Raw genomic sequence first — 12,938 nt, forward strand, 5'->3', positions numbered from 1 at the left:
GTGGCGGACCGGACGGGACTTGAACCCGCGACCTCCGGCGTGACAGGCCGGCATTCTAACCAGCTGAACTACCGGTCCGCATTGCGCTGCGCTTGACTACATGACTCGCCACCTAGGTGACATGGTGGGTGGTACAGGGTTCGAACCTGTGACCCCCAGCTTGTAAGGCTGGTGCTCTACCAACTGAGCTAACCACCCCAGGTCATGTGGCGACGCATTCTACCGATACCCCCATGAAAGTCAAACGCTTTTCTGCAAGCTCCCGCTATGGTCAGCGCTGGACCTTCCATGGCAGGGTGTCGTCGCCCACATCCAGCGAACGCAGTTCGATACGGTCGCGCAGGCGGGTTTCACGGGCCGCCTCCAGCCCAGCGAAATCGAACAGCTCGCGATCGCCGAGCTGGGAGGGTGCGACGTTGGTGAACGCCTTGAACATGCTCTCGATCCGCCCTGGATACTTGCGCCCCCACTCGTTGAGCATCTCCTTGACGTTCTGGCGCTGGAGGTTCTCCTGGCTGCCACAAAGGTTGCAGGGGATGATCGGGAAACCCATCGCCTGGGCGTACTCGACGATGTCCGCTTCGGCGACGTAGGCGAGCGGGCGGATCACGATGTGCCGGCCGTCGTCGGAGAGCAGCTTCGGCGGCATCGCCTTCAGGCTGCCGGCGAAGAACATGTTGAGGAACAGGGTCTCGAGGATATCGTCGCGATGGTGGCCGAGGGCGATCTTGGTCGCGCCGATCTCCTCGGCGAAGCCATAGAGGGTGCCGCGCCGCAGGCGCGAGCAGAGCCCGCAGGTGGTCTTGCCCTCAGGCACCTTCTCCTTGACGATCGAGTAGGTGTCACGCTCGACGATGTGATAGCGCAGCCCGGTGCGCTCGAGGTACTCGGGCAGGACGTAGTCGGGGAACCCAGGCTGTTTCTGGTCCAGATTGACCGCGATCAGCTCGAACTCGATCGGCGCATTGCGCTTGAGGCTCCTGAGCACCTCCAGCATGGTATAGGAGTCCTTGCCTCCGGATAGGCAGACCATCACCCGGTCGCCCTGCTCGATCATCCCATAGTCGATGATCGCGTTGCCGACCTGCCGGCGCAGGCGCTTTTGCAGCTTGTTGAACTCGCGCTTGCGCTTTGCCGCCTCTATGCCGTCACCAAAGTCCGGCGCGCCGGGCGAGACGTCATCGATGTCGTCGAGCGCAGCGTTCGGGGAGAGCTCGGATCGCGGGGATACGCCCGCGTCCCGGGCGAGCTCGATGCCCGGGGCAGTAGCTGATCTGGACATGGGAATCCGGTGCGTGAAGGACTGACTGGAAAGTGCGCATCATAGCATTCACCTGCGACGCTCGCGAAGCAGCCAGGGGGCTTCAGCTTTGCGCCGGCCTGTTAGACTCCGCCCACGGACGAAGGAGAGTGACATGTTCCAAGGCTGGCTTCTGATCGCGATCTCGCTGGGTTACATAGCGCTTCTCTTCGCCATCGCCTGGAGCGGCGACCGCCGCGCACGGCTCAGCGGCCCGGTACGCCGCCGCCCGGTGGTATACAGCCTGGCGCTCGCGGTCTACTGCACCTCCTGGACCTTCTACGGCAGCGTCGGACAGGCGGCAATCTACGGCTTCAGCTATCTGCCCATCTTCCTCGGCCCGATCCTCACCTTCCTGCTGTTCTGGCCGGTCCTGAGCAAGATGATCCGGGTCGCCAAGCGCCAGAACGTCACCTCCCTGGCGGACTTCATCGCTTCGCGCTATGGCAAGTCGCAGTCGCTGGCGGCCTTCACCGGGCTCGCCGCACTGGTAACGACGCTGCCCTACATCGCGCTGCAGCTCAAAGCGATGGCGATGAGCTTCACCGTCTTCACCAGCCGCGACGACATCATCAGCGCACCAATGTTCGGCGATACCGCGCTCTATCTGGCGCTGTTGATGGCGCTGTTCGCGATCCTCTTCGGCACCCGCCAGACCAACGCCACCGAGCACCACGAGGGCATGATCCAGTCGATCGCCTTCGAGTCGCTGCTCAAGCTGGTGGTGTTCCTGATCCTCGGCGTGATGGTCACCTGGGTGGCGTTCAACACCATCGAAGGCATCCCCGGCCATATCCTCCCCCCCGCTTCGGATCAGCCCGCCTCGCTCGATCTCGATCATCGCTTCGGCACCGGGCTCGGCCAAGGGGTCTGGGTCCAGACCGTGCTGGCGATGCTCGCGGTGTTCTGCGTGCCGCGCCAGTTCCACGTCACCGTGGTCGAGTACACCCACCGCGACGATGGGGCCCGCGCCCGCTGGCTGTTCCCGATCTACATGGTGCTGGCGGCGCTGTTCGTGATGCCGCTCGCCACCGCCGGGCTTTCGCTCTACGGCGCCAGCGGCCTCGATCCCGACACCTACGTGCTGCACCTGCCGATCTCGATGGGCAGCGAATGGCTGGCGCTTTTGACCTTCATCGGCGGCTTCTCGGCAGCGAGCGGGATGGTGATCATGGCCAGCGTCACACTCTCGATCATGATCTCCAACGAGGTGATCATCCCCCTGCTGCTGAGGCTGCGCTGGTTCGACCCCTCGCGCGGCGGCTACACCCGCTGGCTGCTGCGCGCACGCCGACTGATCATCGTGCTGGTGATCGCGCTGGCCTATGGGGTCTACCGGCTACTGGCCGATTCGAGCTCGCTGGCCGCGCTCGGCTGGCTGTCGCTGGCCGGGCTCGCCCAGCTGGCACCGGCGCTGCTCGGCGGCCTCTACTGGAAGCGCGGCAACCGCACCGGGGTGAGCGTCGGCATGACCGCGGGCCTGGCGATCTGGGCCTATACCCTGCTGCTGCCCACCCTGGTCCAGGCCGGGGTGTTCCCCGAACGACTGGTCACCGAGGGACCGTTCGGGATCGGCCTGCTCAACCCGCTGACGCCGTTGGGGCTCTCCTTCGCCGATCCGCTCAGCCAGGGGGTGATGTTGTCGATCGGGCTCAACCTGTTCTGCTACATCTTCGGCTCCCAGGTCAGCTCCCAGCGGATCGTCGAGCGGATCCAGGCATCGCTGTTCGTCGACAGCGCCGGCAGCCAGCAGCCCTCGGTCAACCGCCCGTGGATGGGCACCACCTCGGTCGAGGACCTGAAGGCGCTGTGCAAGCGCTTCCTCGGCGCCGATCAGGTCGATCGCGCTTTCGACGAATACGCCCAGCGCCAGCAGACACCGCTGGCCGCCAGCACGCGCGCGTCGATCGACACCATCCAGTTCAGCGAGCGCCTGCTCGCCTCGGCGATCGGCGCCTCCTCCGCGCGGATCGTGATCAATTCGGCGCTGTCGCGCCGTGGGATCGAGATCTCCGACGTGGTGTCGATCGTCGACGAAGCCTCCCAAGTGCTCGAGTTCAACCGCTCGCTGCTGCAGTCGACGGTGGAGAACCTGCACCAAGGGATCAGCGTGGTCGACCACAGCTATCGGCTGGTGGTGTGGAACCGCCGCTACCTGGAGATGTTCAACTTCCCCGACAACCTGATCCGGGTCGGCACCCCGTTCGAGAAGGTGTTCCGCTACAACGCCCAGCACGGTGAATACGGACCGGGCGACCCGGAGGAGCACGTCGCTCAGCTGATGGACAACCTGCGCTCGGGCCAGCCCCACCACTACCAGCGCTATCGCAAGGACGGCACGGTGCTCGACATCCAGGGCAACCCGATGTCGAGCGGCGGCTTCGTCTATACCTACCAGGACATCACCCAGCAAAAGCGCACCGAGGAGGCGCTGATCCGCTCGGAGAGCAACATCCGCATCTACACCGACAACGTGCCGGCGCTGATCGCCTACTTCGACGTCGACTGCCACTATCTGTTCACCAACCGCGCCTATGAATCGGTGATGCAGATCGATCGCACCGATGCGATCGGCAAGCGCGCGGAGGAAGTGATCAGCCCCCGCGACTGGAAGACCCGTGCGCCCTGGATGCTGAGAGCGCTGGGCGGGGAGCGGGTCAGCTACGAGCTGTCGATGGACGATACCGAGGGTGGCGTACGCTACATGCTCGCCACCTATACGCCGCACTTCGGGGTCGGCGGCCGGGTGCTGGGCTTCTTCGCGCTCTACCAGGACATCACCGAGCGCCGCCTGGCCGAGATCGCGCTCAAGGAGACCAACGAGCACCTCGAGGAGCGGGTACGCGAACGTACCCGCGAGCTCTCCCAGCTCAACGAGGCGCTGCGCAAGGAGAACCAGGTGCGCGCCCAGGCCGAGCAGGCGCTGCGCCAGGCCAAGCAGATCGCCGAGACCGCCAATGCCTCGAAGACCCGCTTCCTCGCTGCTGCAAGCCATGACCTGCTGCAGCCGCTCAACGCCGCCAGGCTCTTCACCTCGGCGCTGTCGCAACGCTTCGCCCAAAGCGAGCACATGAGCACGCTGACCCACATCGACAACTCGCTGCAGGCAGCGGAGGAGCTGCTCGGCACGCTGCTCGACATCTCCAAGCTCGATGCCGGCGCGCTGACCCCCAAGCGCCAGCTGTTCAGCCTCGATGAAGTGCTTCGTCCGCTGCAGGCGCAGTTCGAAGTGATGGCCGCGGAGCGCGGGCTCGACCTGAAGGTGGTGATGACCCATGCGACGGTCGACTCCGACCCGCAGATGCTGCGCCGGATCATCCAGAACTTCCTCTCCAACGCCTTGCGCTATACCCAGGACGGGCGCGTGCTGCTCGGCTGCCGTCGCCGTGACGGAGAAATCGTGATCGAGGTCTGGGACACCGGCCCCGGCATTCCCGAATCCAAGCAGGTGGAGATCTTCCAGGAGTTTCGCCGCTTGGATCAGCAGTCTCGCCATCGCGAAAGCGAGAAGGGGCTGGGACTGGGCCTTTCGATCGCCGATCGCATGGCGCGAGTGCTCGACCACCCGCTGCGCCTGCGCTCCTGGGTCGGGAGCGGCACGGTATTCTCGCTCACCGTGCCATGGCGGCGCGGCGAACAGGCCCCGGTGCGCACGCCCCAGCAGGCCCGCGCGGCGGCCGGCAACAAACTCAAGGGCGCGCGGGTACTGTGCATCGACAACGAAACGCTGACCCTGGAGGGCATGCGCGCGATCCTCGAAGGCTGGGAGTGCGAGGTCTACACGGCAACCACCATCGGCGGTGCCAAGTCGGTGCTGCGCAACCTCGACGGCGACCCCGACGCGATCCTCGCCGACTACCATCTGGACAACGGGGTCACCGGGCTCATGGCGCTCGAGGCGCTGGCGGAGCGGATGAGCAACGAGGTGCCCGGCATCGTGATCACCGCCGACCGCACCGAAGAGGTCGCCGAGGAGGTACGGCGCGCGGGCTATCACCTGCTAAACAAACCGGTCAAACCCGCCGCGCTACGCGCGCTGCTCACTCGCTCACTGCAAGCGCGGCGGAACTCCCAACGCCAGTCCTGATCCGCTACCGAGTCGGCGAACGAACACGCCGGTAGCCGCTTTCGCGGCTACCGGCGTGTGCTCCTAAACAGCGTGCGGGAAGAAAAGCGGATCAGCTCTCCTTTTCGACCTTCTGCGGTTCGATCTCCAGCCGCTGGGCGGCGATCACAGCCTGGGTGCGCGAATGGACCCCGAGCTTGCGCAGGATGGCAGTGACGTGCGCCTTGATCGTCGCTTCAGAGACGTTGAGATCATACGCGATCTGTTTGTTCAAAAGCCCCTCATTGAGCATGTTGAGCACCCGGAACTGCTGAGGGGTGAGCGACGCGATCGCCTCGGCGAAGCGGGTTTCCTCCTCGTCGCTCTCTCCAAGCGCATTGGCCATCGAGGGCGGCAGCCAGACCTCGCCATCCAGCACCTCGCGGATCGCCTGGCCGATCACTTCGAGCGACGACGACTTGGGAATGAACCCAGAGGCACCGTAATCGATCGCACGACGCACGACGCTGGCCTCCTCGCTACCGGAAACCACCACCACCGGGATATCGGGAACCTGACCGCGCAGCTGGATCAGCCCGGAGAAACCGTGGGCACCAGGCATGTGCAGATCGAGCAGGATCAGGTCGGCGTCGAGATGCTGGGTCACCACACTCATCGTGGCGTCCATGGAATCCGCTTCGACGATCTCGGTCTTTTCCGCCACGTTCGCCAGCGCCTGAGTCAGCGCGGCGCGGAACAGCGGATGATCGTCGGCGACAATGAATTTCTGAGCTAAGGCCATGAGGTTTCCTCCAACACCCTCGCGATAATGGCATGCCGGCGGCATACCCTTCCCTTGATACGCTGCGCTTTCGTCGCCGTTGCTTTTTCCGCGACGATTGAACCGGGCGCGCACCTCATCCGACATGGACTAGAGGCACCGGAACACCCCATTTAGACGCCGATACCGCATCAAAGCCCCTAACGGTTCTACTTTAGTCGCCATCCTGCACACTACAGCATATGAACCTTTAGACCATACGACTTTACTCGCAATTCGGCCATTTCCGGCACGCTTTGAGCGGTAATGAGGCATGGGGTAAAACAACGCCTCCGCGCTATGCGCTGGAGGCATTGAATGACGATCGGTGCCGCCATCGCCGAGCCAGAACCCAGCGTCAGCGCCCACGGCTGTCGATCAATTCGTCGACCACCCCTGGATCGGCCAGCGTGCTGGTGTCACCGAGCCCGTCCAGCTCACCCGCGGCGATCTTGCGCAGGATCCGGCGCATGATCTTGCCCGAGCGGGTCTTCGGCAACCCGGGCGCCCACTGGATCACGTCGGGCTTGGCGATCGGGCCGATGTCGCGACGCACCCAATCGATCAGCGCACGCTTGAGCTCATCGCTGGGGGCCGTGTCATCGTTCAAAGTGACGTAGACGTAGATCCCCTGCCCTTTCACCTCATGGGGATAGCCGACCACCGCCGCCTCGGCGACCGCCTCGTGCGCGACCAGCGAGGATTCGATCTCGGCGGTACCGAGGCGATGGCCGGAGACATTGAGCACGTCATCGATACGGCCGGTGATCCAATAGTAACCATCCTCGTCCCGGCGGCAGCCATCACCGGAGACGTAGACACCCTCATAGGTCGAGAAGTAGGTAGTGACGAAACGCTCGTGATCTCCCCAGATGGTCCTCGCCTGGCCGGGCCAGCTGCGCTTGATCACCAGGTTGCCGGATGCCGCACCTTCGAGCTCGCGGCCCTCGGGATCGAGCAACGCCGGCTCGACGCCGAAGAACGGCAGCGTCGCCGACCCCGGCTTGAGATCGATCGCGCCGGGCAGCGCGGTGATCAGGTGACCGCCGGATTCGGTCTGCCACCAGGTATCCACGATCGGACAGCGGCCATTGCCGACCACCCGGTGGAACCAGTGCCAAGCCTCCGGGTTGATCGGCTCGCCGACCGAGCCGAGCAGGCGCAGGCTGTCGCGCCGGCTGGAGGAGAGCACCTGGTCGCCATGAGCCATCAGCGCGCGCACCATGGTGGGCGAGGTATAGAGAATGTTGACCCCGTACTTGTCGATCACCTCGCCCAGCCGGCCGTGGTCCGGGTAGCTCGGTACCCCTTCGAACATCAGGGTCGTCGCACCGTTGGCCAACGGGCCATAGACGATGTAGGTGTGCCCGGTGATCCAGCCGACATCGGCGGCGCACCAGTAGACATCGCCATCGTGGTAGTCGAACACGTAGCGGTGGGTCATCGCCGCAAACAGCAGGTAGCCGCCGGTGGTGTGCTTGAGCCCTTTCGGCGTGCCGGTGGAACCGGAGGTGTAGAGAATGAACAGCGGGTCCTCCGCATTCATCGTCTCCACCGCGCATTCGCTCGACTGGCCCTCGACCAGCTCGTGGTACCACAGATCCTTCTCCCGCCAGTCGATCGGGTCCCCGCCGCGCTGGACCACCAGCACCCGCTCGACGCAGTCGGTGCCGGCGCGTGTCAGCGCATCGTCGACATTGTCCTTGAGCGGCACCCGCTTGCCACCGCGCAGCGATTGGTCGGCGGTGATCACCAATTTCGAGCCCGAGTCCTTGATTCGACCAGCCAGCGCATCGGGAGAAAAACCGCCGAACACCACCGAGTGCACCGCGCCGATCCGCGCGCAGGCGAGCATCGCGTAGGCGGCTTCGGGGATCATCGGCATGTACAGGGTCACGGTGTCCCCGCGCTTCACCCCAAGCGACTTGAGCCCGTTGGCCAATCTCCCCACCGCGGCGTACAGCTCGCGATAGGTGATGCGCTTGGACTCGCTCGGATCGTCGCCCTCCCAGAGGATCGCCACCTGGTCTGCACGCTGGTCGAGATGGCGATCGATGCAGTTGTAAGCCGCGTTGAGCTCGCCATCGGCGAACCAGCGAATCACCACCTCGTCGCGCTTGAAGCTCGACTCGTTCATCTTCGTCGGCCGCCTCGCCCAGTCGAGCTGGTCGAGCTGGTCGGCCCAGAAGGCGTCCGGGCTCTCGATCGAGCGGCGATACATCTGCTCGTACTGGGTCCGATCGATCCAAGCGCGCTCGGCGGTCTTTTCATCGACGGGGTAGATATCGCGTTTCTCCACGGCGGTCTCCTTGTCTCAAGCCGATATCGGGGCGGATACATCGCCGCCGCCCCCCTGCTTTCGCCTGAGCAACGAAAGTCGAGGGCTTCCTGGCAAGCAGACTAGACGTTCTAGGCCTCTTGGCCCATTCGCCATATGTCGCTGTCCTGACGACCGTGGTAGCAGAGCCATGCCCCGCAGCTGCGACAGCGATAGCGCCCGCCACGCAGCGCGAACCGATGGCGGCGCTCGCTGAACCGATGAATCCGCGGCTGCAGGTCCGCGCCACGGCATTCGCACAGATAGAGATAAGGCGCGGGACTCGACCGGCTGGTATCGAAACGATGGGTGGTGCGGGGAGGCAGGCCGTAGAGCCCGACCATCACGGTGCGCCACTCGACCCCGTGGGGCGCCACTCGGCGCCGCACGACGTGGTGGACCACCCAATGGGCGACTTCGTGGGCCACCACCTCATTGAGAAACGCACGCGGCTGGTCGGCGAGCAATATCGGATTGAAGCGCACCCCGCCTCGGCCGAAGTGCGCCTGCCCGGCGCTCTTGCCGCGCAGATCGCACCATACCAGCGGGCTCGGCAGACGGGGAAAGTGCTTGCGGGCGTGCTCTACGCAGTGCGCTACCTGGCGCTCGACCAGCGCGATGAGAGCGGCGCTGTCGAGCCCTGCGAGGTAGGCGTCGTCGGCGGCGGCAAAAAGCGGCGCCATCGGCGACAGGGAAGGGTCCAGAGAGAGATTCATGACTGCTAGAATGAAGCCTGATTGCGTCACCGCGCAAACGTTTCCACGGAGAAGCCATGATGACCGACCCCCACTCCCCCGACGCAGGCGCCCAGCTGGTGCCGCTGCTCGAGGATGAGGCCCTAGAAGAGCTGGATGCCTTCCTCGAGTCCGACCGGGTCGACCCGGAGGCGCTCGAGCTCTATGCAGCCCATGGATTCCTGGTGGCACTGGCGATCACACCCGCGCCGATAGATCCCGGCACCTGGGTACCGGTGCTGTTCAACGGCGAGCCGGCGTTCGCCGACGATGCTGAACGCGACCATCAGCTGGGCCTGCTCGAACGGCTACGCGCCAATGCCATCGACGCCTTCGAGCATGGTCACCTGCCCGAGCTGCCCTTCGATCTCGAAGTCGATGGAGAGCCCCTCGATACCCCGGTCGGCGCTTGGTGCGCGGGGTTCATGGAGACCGTGTTCCTCGATGAAAGCGCCTGGTTCGGGCCGCTCGAGGAGCAGGCCGCCCAGCTGCTGCTGCCGTTCATGGCGCTCTCGGGCCTGTTCGAGGACGAGGACCCGGAACTCTCGGCGCTGGCCAATTCTCCCCGCGAGGCGACCCGGCTGGCGCGCCAGCTGCCTGAACTATGCCTCGATCTCTACCTGCTCTACCGCGCACCGCCCGAGCCCGTCGCCCGTGCATCCAAGCAGGGCGGCAAGCAGTCCCGGGGGCGGCGCGGCGGCAACCGGTGAATGCCGGACCGCGGCATCGTCGTCGCTGGATAGCGCGGCTATGCGGCCATCCGCTGTTCGAGGAGGGCGGCGAAGCCGAGGGCGCAGCACGTCGAGCCCGGGCCGAAGCGCTGCTGGCCGGCGGCGAACGTCGCTGGCTGCAGCGCCTCTTCGCCCCGCGCGCGCCCAGGCTCGAATGGACCGGGCATGCGCTCGAACGGCTGCAGGAGCTCGACCGACGCGATGCCGATGCGCTGTTCATCCTGGCGAGCGAAGCGCCGGCACGACGCTCGCTCGATGCCGCGCTCGCGCGCCTGGGGCGTCCCTTGCCCTGCTATGCCCTCGCACCGAAGGAGCCCGGCTCGGTAGGCGACTTCATCATCGCTCCCGGCGATGCACTCGATGCACGGCTGCTGCAGGCCCACCTGCTGATGCTGCTCGAGCAGCGCATCCCGATTGCGCTACGCCTCGGCCAGGCTGGTAAAGCCGCCACCACGCCGCTGCCCACGCTGCTGCTCGCCTTCCTCCAGCGCCAGCGGCTCGCAGCGATGGGCGAGGCTGACAACCGAGCGCTGACGCTGCTGCCAGTGCGCGCCACCGAAGGCCAGCTCGAGCTCGCCGAACCGCTGGATCTCGATGCCTTCATCACGCTCCACAGCGACCTTGGCGGCACCACCGCCGAGTGGATCGAACGGCTCGCAGCGCTGATCGAAAACGAGCTTCGCGCGAGGACAGCACCCGCGCAGACCTAGGCGGTAGTTGGCCACGCCAAGCACAATTGAGATAGATTCTCAATTAAGTCATCAAATAACGATACGCAGGCAGGGAACCCATCGATGAAAAGAACCCTCGTCCCGCTGCTGGTCTCGGCCGCGGCACCGCTCAGCGCCTGGCCGGTCGCCCACGCCCAGCCGGTCGAGCGGCTGGCCCCTCTGGAAGTCACCGCGCCCCGCCTCACTCGCGAGCTATTGACCACGCCCGCGGCGATCAGCGTGGTCGAGGGTTCGCAGGTGCGCGAGGCCGGGCCGAACATCCAGCTCGAGGAGTCGCTCACCCGAGTGCCCGGCGTGCTGCTGCTCAACGGCGAGAACTTCGCCCAGGGCCAGCGCATCTCGATGCGCGGCTTCGGCGCCCGGGCCGCCTTCGGCATTCGAGGTATCGCGGTCAACGTCGATGGCATTCCCTTCACCATGCCCGACGGCCAGTCCCAGATCGACGCCATCGACCTCGATGACGTCGAGCGGATCGAGGTGATCCGCGGCCCCTCCTCGGTGCTCTACGGCAACGCCGCGGGCGGCGTGCTCGACGTCACCACCGCCGACGGCCTCGACCCCGATGCAGGCGCGCGAGTGAGGCTCACCGCCGGCAGCCATGGGATGCAAAAGCTCTACGCCCGCCATTCGGGAGAGAACGGCGACTGGTCCCACAGCTTCGGTTTCTCTTCGCTGACCCAGGACGGCTATCGCGACCATGCCTCGGTGGAGAAGCGTCTGTTCAATGGCAAGGTGCGCTACCGCTTCGATGATGCCCGCTCGCTAACCGCCCTGGTTAACCTGCTCGACATGCCGCGCGCCGACGACCCCGGCGGACTGACCCTGGACGAAGTCCGCACCCGGCGCCGCCAGGCCGCGCCCAACGCCTACGCCTATGACTCGCGCCTCGAGGTCTCCCAGCAGCTCCTGGGCCTCGGCTACCAGGATCTCGACCTCGGCGGCGGCGAGCTCAACGTCAGCGGCTGGGTCGGTCGCCGCGACTTCGAGCAGCAGCTCCCCTCGCCCGCCATCACCGGCAACGTGCCGCAGTTCGTGCGCCACTTCTATGGCGCCAAGGCAAGCTACTCGAACCGATCGAGTCTCGCCGGGCTGCCGCTGCACTACGTATTCGGCAGCGACCTTTCGCGCCAGGAGGACAACCGCCATCGCTACTACTCACCGCCGCACTCCGACAGCCGAGCGCTCAGCGACGACCAGCAGCAGGACGCCACCGCGTTGGGGCTGTTCGCCCAGGGCGACCTGAGCCTGTCGAGGACCTGGACGCTCTCCACCGGACTGCGCTACGACGACGTGCGGCTCTCGATCGACGATCGCAGCGACGGCGGCCAGGGCAGCGGCCGGCGCAGCTTCGACCAATGGAGCTACTCGAGCGGCCTGACCTGGCAGTACCTACCGACCCACGCCGCCTATGCGACCCTCGGCACCGCCTTCCAAACCCCGACCTTCACCGAATTCGCCCGCCCCGACGGCGATGCCGGCTTCAATTCAGGGATCGAGCCACAGAAGGCGGTCAACCGCGAACTCGGCCTGCGCGGCTACTTCGACGGCGGCGTGCATTACGATCTAGCGCTCTACTCGATCCACTCGAAGGACGAACTGGTCGCCTACACCGAGCAGGGCCGGACCTTCTACGCCAACAGCGGCCGCACCAAGCGCGAAGGCGTGGAACTCGGGCTCTCCGCACCGCTGCCCGCCGGCTTCAGCGTCGACAGCGCTTTCTCCTACGGACGCGCCCGCTTCGACAGCGACTCGGGCCAAGGGGTACGAAACGGCAACCGGCTGCCGGGCATCCCTGAGCGAATCTGGTCCAGCCGGCTGAACTGGCGCTCCGAAGCGCTACGGCTGACGCTCGAGAGCCAGCACCTGAGCGGCATGTACGCCGACAACGCAAACCAGGTGAGCATCGATGACAGCTGGGTATTCAACCTGCGCGGCGCCCGCGACCTCCACCTCGGCGGCGGACAGGCAGTGACCCTATTCGCAGGACTACGCAACCTGTTCGACGAGCACTACTACGCCAACGTGCGGATCAACGACGCCAACGGCCGCTACTACGAACCCGCCGCCGGACGCACGCTCTACGCCGGCGTCGAACTCGGCTTCTGAGCCCTGCCTCAAACGCCTGGCCGAACGGGCCCATAGCCCGTTCGTCCCGAGCGGCGCTATACGCGCCAAGGTCGAACTCCAGCTCGGCATTGGGGGCGCCAGTCGAGGGATCGATCGGCGGCGATGAGGCCGTGGTTCGACACGGGCCTCCATG

8 protein-coding genes and 2 tRNA genes are annotated in these 12,938 nt (G+C 65.7%); 4 read left to right on the plus strand and 6 right to left on the minus strand.

Annotated features, from left to right (window positions below):
• Position 1: 1 nt before the first annotated feature.
• The 3 genes from Q376_RS0119885 to ttcA all read right to left on the minus strand — a co-directional run bounded on the left by Q376_RS0119885 (position 2) and on the right by ttcA (position 1,282).
• A tRNA-Asp gene (locus Q376_RS0119885) sits at positions 2–78 on the minus strand.
• Positions 79–122: 44 nt separating this feature from the next.
• A tRNA-Val gene (locus tag Q376_RS0119890) sits at positions 123–198 on the minus strand.
• A gap of 73 nt (positions 199–271) precedes the next feature.
• Positions 272–1,282 carry a tRNA 2-thiocytidine(32) synthetase TtcA gene (gene ttcA / locus Q376_RS23720; protein WP_081803675.1) on the minus strand — a complete coding sequence of 337 codons (1,011 nt, stop codon included), beginning with the start codon at positions 1,280–1,282 and terminating at the stop codon, positions 272–274.
• A gap of 133 nt (positions 1,283–1,415) precedes the next feature.
• On the opposite strand from ttcA, the gene Q376_RS0119900 reads away from it, so the two are divergent.
• Positions 1,416–5,387 carry a hybrid sensor histidine kinase/response regulator gene (locus Q376_RS0119900; protein WP_027351777.1) on the plus strand — a complete coding sequence of 1,324 codons (3,972 nt, stop codon included), beginning with the start codon at positions 1,416–1,418 and terminating at the stop codon, positions 5,385–5,387.
• Between the two features lie 91 nt (positions 5,388–5,478).
• Here the strand turns inward: Q376_RS0119900 and Q376_RS0119905 are convergent, their stop codons facing one another.
• From Q376_RS0119905 to Q376_RS23725, 3 genes are all read right to left on the minus strand, one after another.
• Entirely contained in the window at positions 5,479–6,147 is a 669-nt protein-coding gene (locus Q376_RS0119905; protein ID WP_027351778.1) for a response regulator, read from the minus strand.
• A 376-nt stretch (positions 6,148–6,523) separates the two neighbouring features.
• Positions 6,524–8,464 carry an acetate--CoA ligase gene (acs, locus tag Q376_RS0119910; protein ID WP_027351779.1) on the minus strand — a complete coding sequence of 647 codons (1,941 nt, stop codon included), beginning with the start codon at positions 8,462–8,464 and terminating at the stop codon, positions 6,524–6,526.
• Between the two features lie 110 nt (positions 8,465–8,574).
• Positions 8,575–9,198 (minus strand): SprT family zinc-dependent metalloprotease, encoded by a 624-nt coding sequence (locus Q376_RS23725; RefSeq protein WP_245599011.1) that lies wholly within the window; start codon positions 9,196–9,198, stop codon positions 8,575–8,577.
• Positions 9,199–9,254: 56 nt separating this feature from the next.
• Between Q376_RS23725 and Q376_RS0119920 the strand changes: the two genes are divergently transcribed.
• The 3 genes from Q376_RS0119920 (at position 9,255) to Q376_RS0119930 (ending at position 12,784) form a co-directional block, all read left to right on the plus strand.
• On the plus strand, positions 9,255–9,926 hold the full coding sequence (locus Q376_RS0119920) for a YecA/YgfB family protein (RefSeq protein ID WP_342665990.1): 672 nt from the start codon (positions 9,255–9,257) through the stop codon (positions 9,924–9,926).
• The gene (locus tag Q376_RS0119925) at positions 9,923–10,657 is read left to right on the plus strand and encodes a hypothetical protein (protein ID WP_027351781.1); all 735 of its coding nucleotides are present in this window, start codon (positions 9,923–9,925) and stop codon (positions 10,655–10,657) included. Before Q376_RS0119920 ends, Q376_RS0119925 begins: the two co-directional genes overlap by 4 nt.
• An 84-nt stretch (positions 10,658–10,741) precedes the next feature.
• Positions 10,742–12,784 carry a TonB-dependent receptor family protein gene (locus tag Q376_RS0119930; RefSeq protein ID WP_027351782.1) on the plus strand — a complete coding sequence of 681 codons (2,043 nt, stop codon included), beginning with the start codon at positions 10,742–10,744 and terminating at the stop codon, positions 12,782–12,784.
• Positions 12,785–12,938 lie beyond the last annotated feature (154 nt).

Source organism: Halotalea alkalilenta DSM 17697 (assembly GCF_000621205.1).
GTDB lineage: Bacteria > Pseudomonadota > Gammaproteobacteria > Pseudomonadales > Halomonadaceae > Halotalea > Halotalea alkalilenta.